This window comes from Psychromarinibacter halotolerans (assembly GCF_029168315.1).
Classification (GTDB): domain Bacteria; phylum Pseudomonadota; class Alphaproteobacteria; order Rhodobacterales; family Rhodobacteraceae; genus Psychromarinibacter; species Psychromarinibacter halotolerans.
Map to the genome: position 1 here is coordinate 49192 of NZ_JARGYD010000001.1, position 16602 is coordinate 65793.

Consider the following 16602-nt stretch of genomic DNA (forward strand, 5'->3'; position numbering starts at 1 on the left):
ACGCGACCGAGCGGAGATGCCGCAGTGCAGAAGATCGTCACCCTCAAGCCATTCGTCCACATCACAGCGACCGCGCCGATCAGCGTGCACACGCATGGTGGCCGGGCGAAGTGCCTGCAGCGGCTGATCCGTCTGAACCTGCCGGTGCCGACGACCGTCGCGCTAAGCTTCGAAACGGTGACCCGGATCGCGGCGGGGCAGCTTCCGTCGATGACGTCGATCCTGTCGGAATTCGGGTCCGACCCGCTGCTGTCGGTGCGGCCCTCCAGCGAAGATCCCGACTGGGGCGGCCCCGGCGCGATCCTGAACATCGGCATGAACTGGGACCGCCACGCGGCGTTGTCCGAAAGCCTTGGCGAACCGGCGGCGACGGCGCTGTATCTGCGGTTCGTGCAGGCGTACTCGGTCCATGTCGCGCGGCTGGACCCCGATATGTTCGAACAGCCGGAAAAGGTGGACCGCAAGGCGCTGGACCGCGCGCTGGACACCTATCAGGACGAAACCGACGATCCCTTCCCGCAAGACCCCGCCGCGCAACTGGGCGAAGTCCTGCGCTCGATGGCGCGGGCGTGGGGTGGCACCACCGCGCGCCTGCTGCGGCAGGCCAAGGGCGCGCCCGCCGATGCCGGTCTGGGCCTTGTGGTGCAGCGGATGGCGCTGGGCGTGGGGCCGGGGGAATCCGGGGCAGGGGTGATCCAGTTCGTCGACCCCGCCACGGGCGAGCCGCAGATCACCGGCCGCTACCGCTGCCAAAGCCAAAGCCGCGACGCGCTGAAGCCCGGCAAGGGGCAGGTCTATCTCACCCGCGACGAACGCGGCCCCTCGCTGGAAGAGATCGTGCCAGAGATCTTCGCGGACCTGTGCCGCTATGGCGCGCTGTGCCGCGAGAAGCTGCGCGAAGAGATGCAGCTGGAATTCACGATCGAGGACGGCAACCTGCGCATCCTTGATGCCCTGCGTGTCCAGCGGTCCAGCCGCGCGGCGGTGCGGATCGCGGTCGCGCTGGCCGACGACGGCATCATCCCGCAGTCCGACGCGCTTCTGCGCATCGCCCCCCGCGCCCTGACAGAGGTCCTGCACCCGCAGATCGACCCGACCGCCAAGCGCGTGCTGGCCACGCGCGGCATCGGCGCCAGCCCCGGCGCGGCGCGCGGGAAGATCGTGTTCAGCTCGACGGCGGCGCAAGCCTCGGCGGCGCGGGACGAGCCCTGCATCCTTGTCCGCCGCGAAACCGCGCCCGAGGACATCCGCGGGATGCACGCCGCGCGCGGCATCCTGACCGAACGCGGCGGCATGACCAGCCACGCGGCAGTGATCGCGCGCGGGCTGGGCCTGCCGTGCGTGGTGGGGGCATCGTCCGTCACCATCAGCCACCGCAGCAAGACGCTGACCACCGCCGAGGGCAAGGTCTTTGCCGAAGGGGACGAGATCACCATCGACGGCGGCACGGGCGAGGTGCTGGCCGGCGCCGTCCCGATGCTGGAACCGGCGCTCGACGACAGCTTCCGCTCGCTTCTCAGCTGGGCCGATGCGGTGCGCGACATCGGCATCCGCGCCAACGCCGACACGCCTGCGGATGCACGTCTGGCACGCAGCTTTGCGGCGCAGGGGATCGGGCTGTGCCGGACCGAGCACATGTTCTTCGAACAGGACCGCCTGACGGTCATGCGCGAGATGATCTTCGCCAAATCCGCTGGCGACCGCGCGGCGGCGCTGGAACAACTCTTGCCGATGCAGCGGGCCGACTTCGTCGAACTGTTCGAGATCATGCAGGGCCTGCCGGTCTGCATCCGCCTGTTCGACCCGCCGCTGCACGAATTCCTGCCGACCGACCGCAGCGCGATGCGCGGGCTGGCGGAATCGCTGGACCTGCCGATCGCCGAGATCACCCGCCGGGTCGAGCAGCTGACCGAGTTCAACCCGATGCTGGGGATGCGCGGCGTGCGGCTGGGCATCGCCATGCCCGAGATCTACGAGATGCAGGCCCGCGCAATTTTCGAGGCCACGATCGAGGCCAGCCGCAACGGCGACCCCATCGTCCCCGAGATCATGATCCCGCTGGTGTCCGCCAACCGCGAGGTCGAGCTGGTGAAGACCCGCATCGATGCCGTCGCCGCCGCCGTCCGCAACGAACGCGGCAAGCCGTTCGACTATCGCCTCGGTGTGATGGGAGAGACCCCGCGCGCCTGCCTGCGCGCCGACGAGATCGCCCAGCACGCGGCGTTCATGTCCTTCGGCACCAACGACCTGACCCAGATGACCTATGGCCTGTCGCGCGACGACGCGGGCCGCTTCATGTCGGACTACGTGAACCAGGGCGTGTTCCGCGAAGATCCGTTTCACATGCTGGACGTCGACGGGGTGGGCGAGCTGTTGAAGCTGGGCGCCGAACGGGCACGGGCGACGGACCCCGACATCGTGCTGTCGATCTGCGGCGAACACGCCGGGAACGCCGAATCAATCGCCTTCTGCCGCGACGTCGGATTCGATTATGTCTCGTGCTCTCCGTTCCGCGTGCCCGTGGTGCGGTTGGCCGCGGCGCATCTGGCGCTTTTGAATCCGAAGGACTAGGCCATTCGGCCAAGTCGTTGGAATCCCTTGCACCACATGGTTCGCAAAAAACAATAATTTGTAATTTTAACGCTTGCTTTTGCCGCGCTAGTGCCATTAGCCCGGCTGGCAAGACTCGACTCAGTCTTGTTTTTTAGACTATCCCTCGTCTCAGGTTGGATTGTGCCTGTTGCGGGCACAGCTGGGGGAAATGTTATGGGTATCCGGCGTCTCGTACAGACGGCATTCATTGTTGCTGCGGTCTCCGTGGGCGGCGTGGCGACTGCCGATGAAGTGCTTAGCGAAGCGAACGATCCCGGCATCGCCCTGAACGGCCGCCTGACCGACCTTCTCACACGCGAACGCACGGCGCTGGAACGCATCGGCGTGGGCCGCCTTGAACGGCTTGCGAACCTGCCGACCCGTGGCGCCCGGCCGGACGTACCGGAAGGGGTGGAATTCTCGGCCGCGTTTCTCGACGCTCTGCCGACGCCGAAAGGCGGCGACGCATGGAGCTGCCTGACCGAAGCCCTGTATTTCGAGGCGCGCGGCGAAAGCATCCGTGGCCAGTTCGCCGTGGCCGAGGTGATCCTGAACCGCGTCGACCGGGCCGAGTTCCCGAACAGCGTCTGCGGCGTGGTCAAGCAGGGCACGGGCCGCAAATACCAGTGCCAGTTCAGCTATACCTGCGACGGCGCCCCGGAAACCGTGCACGAGCCCCTGTCGTTCGAGCGGGCGGGCAAGATCGCCGCGCTGATGCTGGGCGGCGTTGACCGTCGCCTGACGCGCGGCGCGACGCACTACCATACCGTTGCTGTCGATCCTTATTGGGCCAGCCGCTTTCCGCGTACCACGACCATCGGCGTTCACCACTTCTACCACATGCCCTGACCCGCGCGCGGCGGACGACGCTGCGTTCCGGCCCGGCGCCCTGTCGCCGGTGCGCGCCGCGACGGGTGTCAGCGGTCGTAGGTCCATGATATGCTGCACGGCAGACAGGCTTCAGGAAGACGGGCGATCAGCCCGCACCGGCCGTTCATGGAACGAGGTTAGGGCATGACACGTAAGATTTTCGGCACCGACGGTGTTCGCGGCCGCGCGAACAGCTACCCGATGACGGCGGACCTTGCCCTGCGCCTTGGCGCGGCAGCCGGCCGCTTCTTCCGCAAGGACGGCACCAACGGCCACCGCGTGGTGATCGGCAAGGACACGCGGCTGTCCGGCTACATGATCGAGAACGCGCTGACGGCGGGGCTGACCTCGACCGGCATGAACGTGCTGCTGCTGGGCCCGGTGCCCACCCCCGCCGTGGGCTTCCTGACGCATTCGATGCGGGCCGACGTGGGCATCATGATCTCGGCCAGCCACAACCCGCACCAGGACAACGGCATCAAGCTGTTCGGCCCCGACGGCTTCAAGCTGTCGGACGACGCCGAGGCCGAGATCGAGGCACTGCTGGAGGGCGAGATCGACTATGCCCGCCCGGAGAACATCGGCCGCGCCCGTCGGATTGACGATGGCCGCCGGGGGTACATGGAATTCGCCAAGACCACCTTCCCGACGGGCCGCCGCCTGAACGGGCTGAAGGTCGTGGTGGATTGCGCCAACGGCGCCGCCTACCGCGCCGCGCCCGAGGTGCTGTGGGAACTAGGGGCCGAGGTCATCTCGATCGGCACCTCGCCCAACGGCACCAACATCAACGACGGCTGCGGGTCGACCGACACCGCGCTTGCCGCCCGCACCATCCGCGAGACCGGGGCCGACGTTGGCATCTGCCTTGATGGCGACGCCGACCGGGTGATGATCCTTGACGAGAACGGAGAGGTCGCAGACGGCGATCAGATAATGGCGCTGTTCGCGGCCCGCTGGGCCGAAAGCCAGCGGCTGGCGGGCAACACGCTGGTCGCGACGGTGATGTCGAACCTCGGGCTGGAACGCTTCCTTGGTGGCCGGGGCATCACGCTGGAACGCACCCCGGTGGGTGACCGCTATGTCGTCGAGCGGATGCGCGCGGGCGGCTGGAACCTTGGCGGCGAACAGTCGGGCCACATCGTGATGACCGACTACGCCACCACCGGCGATGGCCTGATCGCGGGCCTGCAGTTCCTGTCGGCGATGGTCGAAGGCAACCGCCGGGCCTCGGACCTGTCGGTCAGCTTCGACCGCGTCCCGCAGCTGTTAAAGAACGTCCGCTACGCCGCCGGAACCGAACCGCTGGCGCTGGCCAACGTCAAGTCCGCCATCGGCGACGCCGAGGCGCGCCTGAACGGCAGCGGGCGGCTTCTGATCCGCAAATCCGGGACGGAGCCCCTGATCCGCGTCATGGCAGAGTGCGAGGACGAGGCGCTGCTGACGCAGGTCGTCGACGGCATCGTCGCCGAGGTCGAGGCAGCCGGCGTTTCCTGAACGCGCCTAGCGTCCCTCGCTCAGGGCCCGGTACACCTCGGTCCGCAGATCGCCTTCGGGCGTCTTCTGCGGATCGTCGATGTAAATTTCCCAGACCGGCATCGCCGCATCCAGATCTTCTTCGGTGATGTGGTCCCACAGCGCGCCATGCGTCTGGTTCAGCGTCGAATAGGGTCCGACGTGCACAGTCTTCATCGCAGGCCCCTCGGGCAGGGTGCCGCCTTGGACCATGCGTTCGCCCTTGCCCAGATCCTCGGCCCGCACCAGCGCCCCACAACGGAACCGCACCGTGTCGGCGGACGGCATCGAGGGATAGACCGCCATCGGCCCGCCCTGCGGCTGGATACCGTGTCGGGCGAAGAAATCGAACAGCTCGGTAAAGGCGGTGCCCATGTGCTGGCCGATCTCGGCCATCGGGCACGCGCGCTCGACATACATATAGGGTTGCTCTGGCAGGGTGACGCGTTCGAACTTCATGGCTGGCTCCCTCGGGGTCTCACTCCGACGATAGGGCGATGCCGGCGCCGGTACAGAGAAATCTAGGCCAAAGGTGCCGGTTTTTCGGGCGTGCCGCCCACTTTAACGGCATTCAGAACCTCTGGGCCGCGCGCATTTGCTGCGGTGCAGCATTTTCGGGGGTCCGGCATGGTCAAACCCGACTGCGCGGCACAGTTTTCAGATGTGGGAGGACAAGACCGGGCAGAAAGGATCTATCCCATGTGTCTCACCACCGAAGCTCTCATGCTGTTCATTGGAATGCTGCCGGCGCATATCGTCGACGTCTCGGACGACCGGATCGTCGTCCGCGCCGAGGTCCGCGATGCGGTCTGGCAGGTCAAAGGCGACCAGTGGTGCACCAATGCGCCGAAGATCGACGCGGCGTTCCGTCTCAAGCAGGGCAGCGACGCCTGATCGGTCTGGCTACAGCGTGCGGGTGATCCGCTCGACGCTGTCCGCCACGCTAAGGCGGCAGGTATCCAGCCGGACGTCCGCCGTGTCCCACGGCGTGTAGTCGCGGTCCAGAACCGCCTGCCAGTCCGGCAGCTTCAGCCCCGGCACCTCTGCTTTGCGTTGTTCGATGCGGGCCCTGTGCACGGCGGCATCGGAACACCGCGTCTCGACGCCAAGGAACCGTGCGCCCGCACGTGTGGCGGCGTCCGTGAAAATGGCCCGCGTCAGGTCCCACGGGTTCACGCAATCGACAATCGTGTCGTGCCCAATCTCAAGGTTGGACACGGCCAGCGCGGCGGCGATGTGATAGCTTTCGGGTCCGATGTCGCGGTCGGGATCACGGGCCCAAATGGCGGCGTCGATCGCGTCGATCCGCAGGTAAACGGCGCCGGTCTCGCGCGACAACGCCCGCGCGACGGTGCTTTTCCCTGTTCCGGGCAGACCGGAGAATGAGATGAGGACGGCCACGTCGGTCTCCCGTGTTGTCGGGGCAGAGTGGCACGTCCTTGGGGGCGGGGACACCCCGGCCGCCGGATCGGGTCCGGCAGACCGGGGGATCGCCCTTGGCTTGGTCTCAGACCTTGTTGCGGCCCATCGCAAGGATACAGGCCATCGTGATCGCCGCAGCGCCCAGCATGTAATAGCCGACGTGGGACAGGCCGTAGGTCGACTGCAGATAGGTCGCGGCATAGGGCGCCAGCGAGGCGCCGAAGATGCCCGCGAAGTTGAAGGTCAGCGACGACCCGGTATAGCGCACATGCGTCGGGAAGGGCGCGGCCAGCGCGGCGCCGATGACGCCATAGGTCAGGCCCATCAGGAACATCCCGACGGTCACGAAGCCATAGATCCCGGCCAGCCCGCCGCCCAGCATCGGCGACAGCAGGAACGAGAACGCGGCGATCAGCGCGGTGACGACGATCAGGAACGCATACCGCCCCGTCTTGTCGGCCACCATGCCGGCGACGACGATGGCCGCCGCGAAGATGACCGAGCCGTAGATCTGGATCAGCAGCGCATCGAGGAACGCGATCTGGGCGACCTGCACGTTGTACGACAGCAGCCACGCCGAGCAGATGTAGAACAGCACGAAGGTCACCAGCGCCACGAAGGTGCCAAGGAACAGGCTGCGCTTGTGGCCCTTGAAGATCTCGGCCACCGGCACGGCGGCGCGCTCGTCCTTCTCGACGGCCTTCGCGAACTCGGGTGTCTCGCTGATCGACAGGCGGACCCACAGGCCAAGCCCGATCAACAGCAGCGACGACAGGAACGGCAGGCGCCAACCCCACGTCAGCAGCGCATCCTCGCTGATGAAATGCAGCAGGACCCAGAAAAAGCTCGACGACAGGAACAGCCCGACCGGCGCGCCCAGTTGCGGGAACATGCCGTACCACGACCGCTTGCCCGGAGGCGCGTTTTCCGTGGCCAGCAGCACCGCGCCGCCCCACTCGCCGCCCAGTCCGAAGCCTTGGCCGAAGCGGCACAGCGCCAGCAGGGCAGGGGCCGCGACGCCGATCTGGGCGTAGGTCGGCAGCAGGCCGATCACGACGGTCGAGACGCCCATTGTCAGCAGCGCCGCGACAAGCGTCGCCTTGCGGCCGACCCGGTCGCCGAAGTGGCCGAAGACCACCGCGCCGAAGGGCCGTGCGAAGAACGCGATCGAGAAGGTCGCGAAGGACGCCAGCAGCGCGTTCATCGGGTCGGACCCCGGGAAGAACAGCGCGGGGAACACCAGCACGGCGGCGGTGGCGTAGATGTAGAAATCGAAGAATTCGATGGTGGTGCCGATCAGGCTGGCCAGCAGAACCTTGTGCGGGGCGTTGACGGGCTTGGTGGGCGCGGCGGTCGCGCCCGGCGTGGTCAGTGTATCTGACATGTTAGAATCCGGGACAGTTTCGTTCGTATCGTTAGGCGTAAGGGACTTTTAGAAGCGAGAGCCTGCGCTACGCCCGGGCGGGGCGATTGGAAAGGTCCGCATCGGTCCTGGTTGACGGGGTTGCCGGAAACGCATGGCTAACCCCCTGAAATGAAATCGCCGGCCCCAAGGGGCCGGCGATCGAAAGCGTGTCGCGCGATGTGTCGCGGGATCAGTTCTTTTCTTTGTCGACCATCTTGCCGGCCGAGATCCACGGCATCATGCCGCGCAGCTTCTCGCCGGTTTCTTCGATCTGGTGCTCGTCGTGGATGCGACGGGTCGCCTTGAAGAACGGCTGGCCGACGGTGTTTTCCTGCATGAAGTCACGCACGAACTTGCCGGTCTGGATGTCGGTCAGGACCGCTTTCATCCGCGCCTTCGTTTCGTCGTAGGGCAGGATGCGCGGGCCGGACACGTACTCGCCGTACTCGGCGGTGTTCGAGATCGAGTAGTTCATGTTCGCGATGCCGCCTTCGTAGATCAGGTCCACGATCAGCTTCACTTCGTGCAGGCACTCGAAATAGGCCATCTCGGGGGCATAGCCGGCTTCCACGAGGGTCTCGAAGCCCATGCGGATCAGCTCGACAAGGCCACCGCACAGCACGGCCTGCTCGCCGAACAGGTCGGTTTCGCATTCCTCGCGGAAGTTGGTCTCGATGATGCCCGAGCGGCCGCCGCCGATGGCCGAGCAGTAGGACAGGCCGATTTCCAGCGCCTTGCCCGATGCGTCGTTGTCGACCGCCACAAGGCAGGGCACGCCGCCGCCTTTGGTGTATTCGCCACGCACGGTGTGGCCGGGGCCCTTCGGCGCCATCATGATGACGTCGACGCCGGGCTTCGGCTCGATCAGGCCGAAGTGCACGTTCAGGCCGTGGGCGAAGGCGATGGCAGAGCCTTCCTTCAGGTTGTCGTGGACGTACTTCTTGTAGGTCTCGGCCTGAAGTTCGTCGGGCATGGTGAACATGATCAGGTCACACCACGCGGCGGCTTCGGCGATACCCATGACGGTCAGGCCCTCGGCTTCGGCTTTCTTGGCCGAGGCAGAGCCTTCGCGCAGGGCGACGACAAGGTTCTTGGCGCCCGAGTCGCGCAGGTTCAGCGCGTGGGCGTGGCCCTGAGAGCCATAGCCCAGGATCGCTACCTTCTTGTCCTTGATCAGGTTGATGTCGCAGTCACGGTCGTAATAGACGCGCATGATCGGGTCCTCCGGTTTGAGTTCGACCCCGTTCCTAAACTGCCGCGAAAAAAGGCGCGAGACATGCGGGGCATGGAATGCGCCGCCATTTCGTGATAATCATGCGCCAAATTGCGGAATGGCGAGAAAATCATGCTTGATGACACGGACAGGCGATTGCTGCGCCTGTTGCAGGACGATCCGGCGCGCGGAGTGGGCGACCTTGCCGAGCACGCCGGGCTGTCGGTGGCGCAGGCCCAGCGGCGGCTGGACAAGCTGAAGGACACGGGCGTGATCCGGGGCACCCGCGCGGTGATCGACTGGCGCGCGATGGGCTGGACCGTCGAGGTGTCGCTGCGGGTGACGCTGGACAAGACCCAGCAGAACGCCTTCGACGAGCTGCTTGCCGCCGCCCGCAAGGTGCCCGAGGTGATCGAGATCCAGACGTTCCTCGGCAAGGTCGACGTGCGGCTGTACGTGATCGCGCGGGACATGAAGGATTATCAGCGGATCTACCGCGACCACATCCTGACCCTGCCGCATATCGCGGACATCGAGGCGCTGGTGCATGTCGCCACCGTGAAGGCCGAAGAGTGGCTGCCGGTATGACGGACGACGTGACGGACCTTGACGACACCGACCGCCGCCTGCTGCTGCTGCTGTCCGAGGACGCGACCCGGTCGGCGGGGCAACTGGGCCGCATGGTCGGCCTGAGCCAGCCCGCCGCATGGCGCCGGGTGCAGCGGCTGTACCGGTCCGGCGCGATCCGGGGGCGGCGGCTGGATCTGGACGCCGAAAAGCTCGGCTTTGGCGTGACGGTGTTTCTTGGCGTGAAGCTGGCGACCAAGGGCCGGGTGTCGCTGGACGACTTCGAACGCATCCTCGGCGCGATCCCCGAGGTGCAACGGGTCGAGCATGTCCTTGGCCTGTACGACTATCGCCTGCGCGTGGTGGCCCGCGACCTTGCCGATTTCGAACGCGTCCTGCGGCGGCGGATCATGGCCCTGCCGGGCGTCGGCTCGGTCGAGGCGAACGTGATGCTAAGCGAAGAGCGGCTGCCGGGGCCGCTTTGACGTTTTATCCGAGAGGGGGCGATGGGGGCTCTGCCCCCGCCGCTGCGCGGCTCCCCCGAGGTATTTTTAAAGAGAAGAAGGGGCGCGCGCGCGGAATCTTGGTCTGACAGAAAATTGATCCGGCGGTGAAACTTTTCCGTAACCCACGCGTGGATGTCTGCATCAGGGCCGGAAACGTTGAACCGGGGTGCCGTTTGCGGCACTCTGGCGTTCGTGTCAGCCCGCAGCAGATCCGCAGGAGGCGGCCGGCGTCTTGGAAGACGAAAAAACAGCACTCGCAGGGGAACTCGCGCTTGGCCTTCTGGAAGGCGAAGAGCGACGCCATGCGCTGCGGCAGGTCGCGCGCGACCCCGAGCTGCGCGCCGCGATGCAGTTCTGGAACGCGCGCCTGTCGACCCTGTGCGACGAGGACGAGGTGCCGGAAGTCGCGCCGCCGGCGCGGGTGCAGCGCGCGATCGAGGCGTCGCTGTGGGGCGACACGGTGGCATCGCGCCCGGGATTCCTGGATGCGTTGCTCGCGCCGGAAAACCGTGGCCTTGTGGTCGCGGTCGTGGCGGCGAAAGTCGCGTTGCTGGCGTGGATTTTCTACCTGTTCTTCTGATCCCGCGTCGAAGCCGGGATCGTATGCCCGCAGATCATTCCGCCGGAGTGGGCAGGGCGTCGTCCATCGCGCGTCCGATGTAGGGAACCGCCAGAAGCGTTGCCAGCAGGGTCGAGCCAAGCGCGATGCCCATGATCGTCAGGTGCTGCGTGAAGCCGGTCGAAACGGCATAGGCCACGATGGCGACAAGCGGAACGTGCAGGAACAGCGCGCAGACCAGCTGCAGGCGGCGCTTGAGGGTGAACGTGGTCATCGGTGGCCTCCCTTGGCCTTCGGCGAGTGGGATGAGACAAAGTCTCAGGTGAGCGGGGGGAATGCAAGCGGCGCGTCGGGCGATCCCGGCCTTGCGGCCGATCATCGCGCCCGCGTCACTGTGCTGTCCCGTCCCGAGGTTTGTTTACCACGTAAAGTCACCGACAGTTTAACAAAATCGTGGCGCTCGCTGGGCGGCGGGCTTGCGTGCCACGCCCGCGATCCCGTCGGTGCGGCGCGTGCCGCGGCGCAGAATTTCGGTCGCCGTGTCTTTCCAATCCTGCGGCGATCCCCGATGCTGGTGCCGAATGCGCGAGGGCAGGGGATCCGATGCGACTGGTCATCTTCACCGATCTGGACGGCACCTTGCTGGATCACGACAGCTATTCCCACGCCCCGGCCGCCCCGGCGCTGGCGGCGCTGAAGGCGGCGTCGGTCCCCTTGGTGCTGGCCAGTTCCAAGACCGGGGCCGAGATGGCGCCGCTGCACGCCGAGCTGGGGCTGGGCGACGCGCCGATGATCGTCGAGAACGGCGCCGGTGTGCTGGAGCCGGGCGCCGAGGCCGAGGCGGACGCCGCCTATCGCCGGATCCGGGCCGCGCTGGACGCGGTGCCTGCCGCGTTGCGCGCCCGCTATCGGGGATTTGGCGACATGACCGACGCCGAGGTCGCCGACATCACCGGCCTGCCGCCGAAAGGCGCGGCGCTGGCGCGGCAGCGGTGCCATTCAGAGCCGGGCCTGTGGTCCGGCGACGACGGCGAACTGGCCCGGTTTCTGGACGCGTTGGACCGGCAGGGTGTCTCTGCCCGCCACGGTGGCCGGTTCCTGACCCTGTCGCTGGGCCGCACCAAGGCGGACGCCATGCGCGAAGTCGCGACGCGGCTGGGCGCGGACACGACCATCGCCCTTGGCGACGCGCCGAACGATGTCGAGATGCTGGAACATGCGACCCACGGCGTCATCGTGCGCAACGATCACGGCACCCCGCTGCCCCGCCTCGCGGGCGAGGACACGGGGGCCATCCGCCGCACCGCGCAAACCGGCCCGACGGGTTGGAACGCCGCGGTTCTGGCGCTACTTCAAGATCTTGGGGCAACGACAGGCTGACGGGAAGGCTTTCGGGACATGGCTGACTTTCACCAGAACGGTAACATCGCGCAATTCCACAATCTCCGGACGCGTCCGGTCGAGGAATTGATCTACGAGCTCGAGACCTTCGCGCAGACCCGCAAGATCTCGCTGATCCTGCCGTCGCTGTACTCGGAGCTCGAGGCGCAGGCGCTGTCCGGCATCCTCGACGAGCTGTCGAAGGTCCGCTACCTGCACCGGATCATCATCGGCCTCGACCGGGCCGACGAGCGCCAGTACCGCATGGCGCGGGACTATTTCTCGCGTCTGCCGCAGAACCACGTCGTGATCTGGAACGACAGCCCCCGGATGAAGGCGCTGGGGGCGAAGCTGGACGATCTGGGGCTGGCGCCGCAAGAGCCGGGCAAGGGCAAGAACGTCTGGTCCTGCATCGGCTATCTGATCGCCTGCGCCGACAGCGCGGTGATGGCGATCCACGATTGCGACATCGTTACCTACGAGGCCGAGATGCTGGCCCGTCTGGTCTATCCGGTGGCCAACCCGAACTTCAGCTACCAGCTGTCCAAAGGGTTCTATCCGCGCATCGGGCAGGGCAAGCTGAACGGCCGGGTATCGCGTCTTTTGGTGTCGCCGCTGCTGATCGCGCTGAAGAAGGTGATCGGCGACAACGACTATATCGATTACCTGCGGGCGTTCCGCTATCCGCTGTCGGGAGAGTTCGCGCTGCGCACCGGGATGCTGCCCGACCTGCGCATCCCCTCGGACTGGGGTCTGGAGATCGGCGTGCTGTCCGAGGCATGGCGCAACCTTGGCCGCAACGCCGTGTGTCAGGTCGAGATTTCGGACGCCTACGACCACAAGCATCAGGACGTGTCGGAAGAGGACGCGGCAGGCGGACTGAACCGGATGTCGACCGACATCTGCAAGGCCGTGTTCCGCAAGCTGGCCGCCGAGGGCACGGTGTTCACCCCGAACATCTTCCGCACCCTGAAGGCCACCTATTTCCGCCGCGCGCTGGACCTTGTCGAGGTCTACGCCAACGATGCGCGGATGAACGGCCTGACCATCGACCGCCACAAGGAAGAGCGCACGATCGAACTGTTCGCCGAGAACCTCATGCGCGCGGGCCAGATCTTCCTTGAGAACCCGCACGAGACCCCGTTCATCCCGAACTGGAGCCGCGTGCACGCCGCCGACCCCGGCCTGCTGGCGGAAATGAAGGCCGCCGCGGCGGCGGATGAAGAGGAATTCGCGCCGATCCCGTTCGAGGGGTGACGCGGACAAGCCTGCCGCGATCCGAAAACGAAACGCGCCGCCCGAACAGGCGGCGCGTTTTGCGTTTCAACGGTGGTCCGGTCGGGCCGCTTGCGCCGCCCGTCAGTCGCGGCGGCGACGCCGGCGGGCTCCGGCGGCGGCCAGAACGCCCACGCCCAGCCCCAGCATCGGAAGGGCCGCGGGCAGCGGAACCGCCGCGGCAGCCGCCGCAGGGGCAACGCCCGACTGGCCATCGACCGAGAACACGAAGCCGCCCCACGACCGGGCATAGCGCTGGTCCCACGTCGCGCCGCCGTCCATCGACCGGCTGTTGATCATGTCGCCAGAGCGGGTGCGCGCCCAGTACACGGCGTGATCGGCCATCGGCGTGTCGACGGCCAGCGTCAGCCAGTACTCGCCCGCGCCCAGCAGCGTGTCGACGATGTCCAGCGTGAAGGTCACGTGGGTAAAATTGTCGGGGACCTGCCCGCGTTTCTGGTGCGTGGGCGCGGCGGTGCCCGAGGCCAGCACGCTGCCCGGCTTCGCGCCGTCGTCGGACATCAGCGACCAGTTGACAGTCATGCCGATCGGGTTGGCCCAGTTGCTGAGATAGGCGTCGAAGGACACCGTCTCGATCAGCGAGTTATCGGTCAAAGTGAAATTTTCGGCGCCGATGGCGTCGCGGCACTCGAACGTGCAGCTGCCGCCGCGTTCCCCGTCAAAGGGGTTCGAGAAAAGCGTGGTGGCCGACACCGGCAGGGAACCGGCGATCACGACCGCCGCGGCAAGCAGGGTTTTGCCCATCGTGCGCATTGGAATACATCTCCATCGAAAAATCGTACTCTGTTGGCATTGGAAGTAGCCCTGTGCCGGAACTCGGTCAACGAAACGACTTATTTCTGCCTGATTTCGGGCCGGGGCGACGGGGCGTGCGACTGACCCAAGGGCGCAATCCCCCGCTGCGACACACTCCATAGTGGAAAATACCTTCACGCAATTGCCCCGACGCGCGAAGCGGGGATCTGGGAAATGCGGCTGAAACAAGGCGGTTATTGTGGCGAAGGCAGGGCGCGCCCGCTGTGCCACACGCGCAGCACGGGGCGATCATAACCGTAAAAGACACGCTAAGGTTGTGGCTTCCGCGCGTTGGCCGGCCCGTTTCCGCCGCCGCGACGGTGCGATGCGCCGACCGTCATTGTCACGCAACCCCGAAGCCGACGGGAATCGTGCGGCCCGCGGCGGACCTGTCGAAACCGCCGCAGGCCAGTCTTCGACGGTGTCCGCCGCCGCCTCAGAACGCGTTGGTGATCCACCGGCACTGATAGGGGGCAAGGGTGATCGTGTCCGTTTCTGGCTCGACCCGCTCGCCCGACAGCAGGTCGACCCAGCCCTCGTCCGCGATCAGGTTCAGCGACGACGACGGGATCTCGACCGTGTCCGCCGAAACGTTGTGAAGCGCGAAGATCGACTGCGTCCGGTCCAGCGCCTGCCGCCACACGCCGAAGATGCGCGGATCAAGCGGCAGGGTGAACTGCGTGGCGTTGGGATGGAACGCGGGTTGGCGCGCCCGCAGCCGCAGCCGCTCGGCCAGCGCAGGCAGGATGCGCGCCTGTTCCGACCCCGGGTCCGCCATCCGGGCCCGCAGCGTGGGATAATCCCAGCGGTGCCGGTTGATCGCCCGGTTCATGCTGCGCCGCTCGACCCCGTCCAGATCGTTCGGCGTCGCCAGCAGCGAGTGGATGTAGAACGCGGGCACGCCCTCCAAGGACATCACGATGGTCTGCGAACAGACGAACCGCGCGATCTTGAAGTCGTCCTCGCCCTCGAAGGTGCGGGTCATCGCCGAGAAATACGAGGTGTTCAGCTCGTACACCGACTGGCCGCCGTCGGGCAGGGCGCGCATCGACACCAGCCCGCCCGAAGACTGCACGGTCTGGATCATCCGCGCGATCTCGTCCTCGGGCAGCAGCCCCTCGGCGGGCCGCATCCCGACGCCGTCGTGCGAGGCGGTGAAGTTCAGATAGGCGCAACCCAGCGGCGCGGGCGGCATCGCGCGGGCCCACGCGGCAAGATACTTGGCGGTCCCCGACAGCAGCGAATACAGGATCAGCGGCGGCAGCGGGAAGTTGTAGATCGAATGCGCCTCGTTCCGCTTGCCGAAATACGACAGGTTCTCGGCCTTGGGCACGTTGGTTTCGGTCAGCAGGATCACCGGCTCGGACGCGTAATCCGCCAGCAGCCGCATCAGCTGGATGATCGCATGGGTCTGGGGCAGGTGGATGCACTTGGTGCCGACCTCCTTCCAGATGAAGGCCACCGCATCCAGACGGATGATCCGCACGCCCATGTCGACGTGCAGCCGGATGATCCGCAGGATCTCCAGCAGCACCTCGGGGTTCTCGAAATTCAGGTCGATCTGGTCATGGCTGAACGTACACCAGACATGCCGGTCGCCCATCGCCGTCTCGACTTCCTGCAACAGCGGCGTGGTCCGCGGACGCACCACCTCCGACAGGTCCTCGGATGGATCGGCCTCGTAGAAGAACTTGTCGAACGGCTCCTGTCCCTGCCGGTAGGCGTTGAACCACGTCCCCTGTGACGAGACGTGGTTGCACACAAGGTCCGACATCAAATGGAAATGACGGCTGATCCGGGTGATGTCCTGCCACTCGCCAAGCGCGGGGTTCACCTTGCGGTAATCGGTGACGGCGAAACCGTCGTCCGACGTGAACGGGAAGAACGGCAGAATATGCACCCCGTTCACCGCCCCCTGCAGATGGTTCAGCATGAAGTCCAGCAGCAGGTCCAGCGGCTTGTGCACCCCGTCGATGATCGAGTCGCCGTAAGTGATCATCACCGCGTCCCGCTGCGACCACAGCGAATTCCCCGCCTTGCGCGGCAGCTTCCGCGCCGGAGACGCGTCGTCGGGCCAGAAGGCTTCGATCACCTTGCCGGCAAGGGCATGGGTATCCTGATCGGGGTAGATGCGGTCGAGAATGGCGGCGGTGCGGGCACGCAGGGAAGAGGCGGTTTTCGACATCTGTCCGGTCGGACTCCGGCTTGTTGCTGGTCAGAAGGCTGATTTGCGGGCGTTTTCCCCGGTTTAGGCCGCTTGGCTGGCAAAAAACAAGGTTGTCCGTCCGGAACCCCATCAAATGCGTGGCAGTCGCTGAAAAAGGCACCATCCGCAAAAGTCCCGCACGCCTTCGCCGCCTGCTTCTTCTCTTTCAAAATACCTCGGGGGAGCCGCGCAGCGACGGGGGCAGAGCCCCCATCGCCGCCCTTTCCAAGCGCACCTGCGGTGCGACGGGGGCAGCGCCCCCGATCCCCGCCCGCCACG

At 66.3% G+C, this 16602-nt stretch carries 16 protein-coding genes; 9 read left to right on the plus strand and 7 right to left on the minus strand.

What is annotated here, in order from left to right; translation table 11 throughout:
- Positions 1 to 24: 24 nt before the first annotated feature.
- The 3 genes from P1K30_RS00240 (at position 25) to glmM (ending at position 4956) form a co-directional block, all read left to right on the plus strand.
- Entirely contained in the window at positions 25 to 2571 is a 2547-nt protein-coding gene (locus P1K30_RS00240; protein WP_275630663.1) for a putative PEP-binding protein, read from the plus strand.
- A gap of 195 nt (positions 2572 to 2766) precedes the next feature.
- Entirely contained in the window at positions 2767 to 3441 is a 675-nt protein-coding gene (locus tag P1K30_RS00245; RefSeq protein WP_275630664.1) for a cell wall hydrolase, read from the plus strand.
- 165 nt (positions 3442 to 3606) lie between these two features.
- A complete protein-coding gene (gene glmM, locus P1K30_RS00250; protein WP_275630665.1) occupies positions 3607 to 4956 on the plus strand; it encodes a phosphoglucosamine mutase in 1350 nt (449 codons plus the stop codon).
- Between the two features lie 6 nt (positions 4957 to 4962).
- Here the strand turns inward: glmM and P1K30_RS00255 are convergent, their stop codons facing one another.
- A complete protein-coding gene (locus P1K30_RS00255; RefSeq protein WP_275630666.1) occupies positions 4963 to 5433 on the minus strand; it encodes a GyrI-like domain-containing protein in 471 nt (156 codons plus the stop codon).
- Between the two features lie 240 nt (positions 5434 to 5673).
- Here P1K30_RS00255 and P1K30_RS00260 point away from each other — a divergent pair, with 240 nt between their 5' ends.
- The gene (locus P1K30_RS00260; protein WP_275630667.1) at positions 5674 to 5868 is read left to right on the plus strand and encodes a hypothetical protein; all 195 of its coding nucleotides are present in this window, start codon (positions 5674 to 5676) and stop codon (positions 5866 to 5868) included.
- 9 nt (positions 5869 to 5877) lie between these two features.
- Here the strand turns inward: P1K30_RS00260 and P1K30_RS00265 are convergent, their stop codons facing one another.
- From P1K30_RS00265 to ilvC, 3 genes are all read right to left on the minus strand, one after another.
- Entirely contained in the window at positions 5878 to 6375 is a 498-nt protein-coding gene (locus P1K30_RS00265; RefSeq protein WP_275630668.1) for a P-loop nucleotide/nucleoside kinase family protein, read from the minus strand.
- Between the two features lie 106 nt (positions 6376 to 6481).
- Entirely contained in the window at positions 6482 to 7780 is a 1299-nt protein-coding gene (locus P1K30_RS00270; RefSeq protein WP_275630669.1) for an MFS transporter, read from the minus strand.
- 211 nt (positions 7781 to 7991) lie between these two features.
- A complete protein-coding gene (gene ilvC, locus P1K30_RS00275) occupies positions 7992 to 9014 on the minus strand; it encodes a ketol-acid reductoisomerase (RefSeq protein WP_275630670.1) in 1023 nt (340 codons plus the stop codon).
- 132 nt (positions 9015 to 9146) lie between these two features.
- On the opposite strand from ilvC, the gene P1K30_RS00280 reads away from it, so the two are divergent.
- The 3 genes from P1K30_RS00280 (at position 9147) to P1K30_RS00290 (ending at position 10667) form a co-directional block, all read left to right on the plus strand.
- Positions 9147 to 9602 carry an Lrp/AsnC family transcriptional regulator gene (locus P1K30_RS00280; RefSeq protein ID WP_275630671.1) on the plus strand — a complete coding sequence of 152 codons (456 nt, stop codon included), beginning with the start codon at positions 9147 to 9149 and terminating at the stop codon, positions 9600 to 9602.
- An 8-nt stretch (positions 9603 to 9610) separates the two neighbouring features.
- Positions 9611 to 10066 (plus strand): Lrp/AsnC family transcriptional regulator, encoded by a 456-nt coding sequence (locus P1K30_RS00285; RefSeq protein WP_275631542.1) that lies wholly within the window; start codon positions 9611 to 9613, stop codon positions 10064 to 10066.
- Between the two features lie 253 nt (positions 10067 to 10319).
- Positions 10320 to 10667, plus strand: coding sequence for a hypothetical protein (locus tag P1K30_RS00290; protein WP_275630672.1), 348 nt, complete (start codon positions 10320 to 10322; stop codon positions 10665 to 10667).
- Positions 10668 to 10701: 34 nt separating this feature from the next.
- Here the strand turns inward: P1K30_RS00290 and P1K30_RS00295 are convergent, their stop codons facing one another.
- On the minus strand, positions 10702 to 10920 hold the full coding sequence (locus P1K30_RS00295) for a hypothetical protein (RefSeq protein ID WP_275630673.1): 219 nt from the start codon (positions 10918 to 10920) through the stop codon (positions 10702 to 10704).
- Positions 10921 to 11249: 329 nt separating this feature from the next.
- Here P1K30_RS00295 and P1K30_RS00300 point away from each other — a divergent pair, with 329 nt between their 5' ends.
- Positions 11250 to 12026, plus strand: coding sequence for an HAD-IIB family hydrolase (locus P1K30_RS00300; RefSeq protein WP_275630674.1), 777 nt, complete (start codon positions 11250 to 11252; stop codon positions 12024 to 12026).
- Between the two features lie 18 nt (positions 12027 to 12044).
- The gene (locus P1K30_RS00305) at positions 12045 to 13283 is read left to right on the plus strand and encodes a glycosyltransferase family protein (protein WP_275630675.1); all 1239 of its coding nucleotides are present in this window, start codon (positions 12045 to 12047) and stop codon (positions 13281 to 13283) included.
- Positions 13284 to 13385: 102 nt separating this feature from the next.
- On the opposite strand, the gene P1K30_RS00310 is transcribed toward P1K30_RS00305, so the two are convergent.
- Both P1K30_RS00310 and P1K30_RS00315 read right to left on the minus strand, forming a co-directional pair.
- Positions 13386 to 14066, minus strand: coding sequence for a hypothetical protein (locus P1K30_RS00310; RefSeq protein ID WP_275630676.1), 681 nt, complete (start codon positions 14064 to 14066; stop codon positions 13386 to 13388).
- A 487-nt stretch (positions 14067 to 14553) separates the two neighbouring features.
- Positions 14554 to 16302, minus strand: coding sequence for an alpha-amylase family glycosyl hydrolase (locus P1K30_RS00315; RefSeq protein WP_275630677.1), 1749 nt, complete (start codon positions 16300 to 16302; stop codon positions 14554 to 14556).
- Between the last annotated feature and the right edge of the window lie 300 nt (positions 16303 to 16602).

Excerpts from the sequence above, each read along its gene's own strand:
- P1K30_RS00270 (WP_275630669.1), bottom strand. The coding sequence starts at position 7,780 with ATGTCAGATACACTGACCACGCCGGGCGCGACCGCCGCGCCCACCAAG.
- P1K30_RS00315 (WP_275630677.1), bottom strand. The coding sequence starts at position 16,302 with ATGTCGAAAACCGCCTCTTCCCTGCGTGCCCGCACCGCCGCCATTCTC.
- P1K30_RS00245 (WP_275630664.1), top strand. The coding sequence starts at position 2,767 with ATGGGTATCCGGCGTCTCGTACAGACGGCATTCATTGTTGCTGCGGTC.
- P1K30_RS00300 (WP_275630674.1), top strand. The coding sequence starts at position 11,250 with ATGCGACTGGTCATCTTCACCGATCTGGACGGCACCTTGCTGGATCAC.
- glmM (WP_275630665.1), top strand. The coding sequence starts at position 3,607 with ATGACACGTAAGATTTTCGGCACCGACGGTGTTCGCGGCCGCGCGAAC.
- P1K30_RS00260 (WP_275630667.1), top strand. The coding sequence starts at position 5,674 with ATGTGTCTCACCACCGAAGCTCTCATGCTGTTCATTGGAATGCTGCCG.
- P1K30_RS00255 (WP_275630666.1), bottom strand. The coding sequence starts at position 5,433 with ATGAAGTTCGAACGCGTCACCCTGCCAGAGCAACCCTATATGTATGTC.
- P1K30_RS00295 (WP_275630673.1), bottom strand. The coding sequence starts at position 10,920 with ATGACCACGTTCACCCTCAAGCGCCGCCTGCAGCTGGTCTGCGCGCTG.
- P1K30_RS00280 (WP_275630671.1), top strand. The coding sequence starts at position 9,147 with ATGCTTGATGACACGGACAGGCGATTGCTGCGCCTGTTGCAGGACGAT.
- P1K30_RS00305 (WP_275630675.1), top strand. The coding sequence starts at position 12,045 with ATGGCTGACTTTCACCAGAACGGTAACATCGCGCAATTCCACAATCTC.
- ilvC (WP_275630670.1), bottom strand. The coding sequence starts at position 9,014 with ATGCGCGTCTATTACGACCGTGACTGCGACATCAACCTGATCAAGGAC.
- P1K30_RS00310 (WP_275630676.1), bottom strand. The coding sequence starts at position 14,066 with ATGGGCAAAACCCTGCTTGCCGCGGCGGTCGTGATCGCCGGTTCCCTG.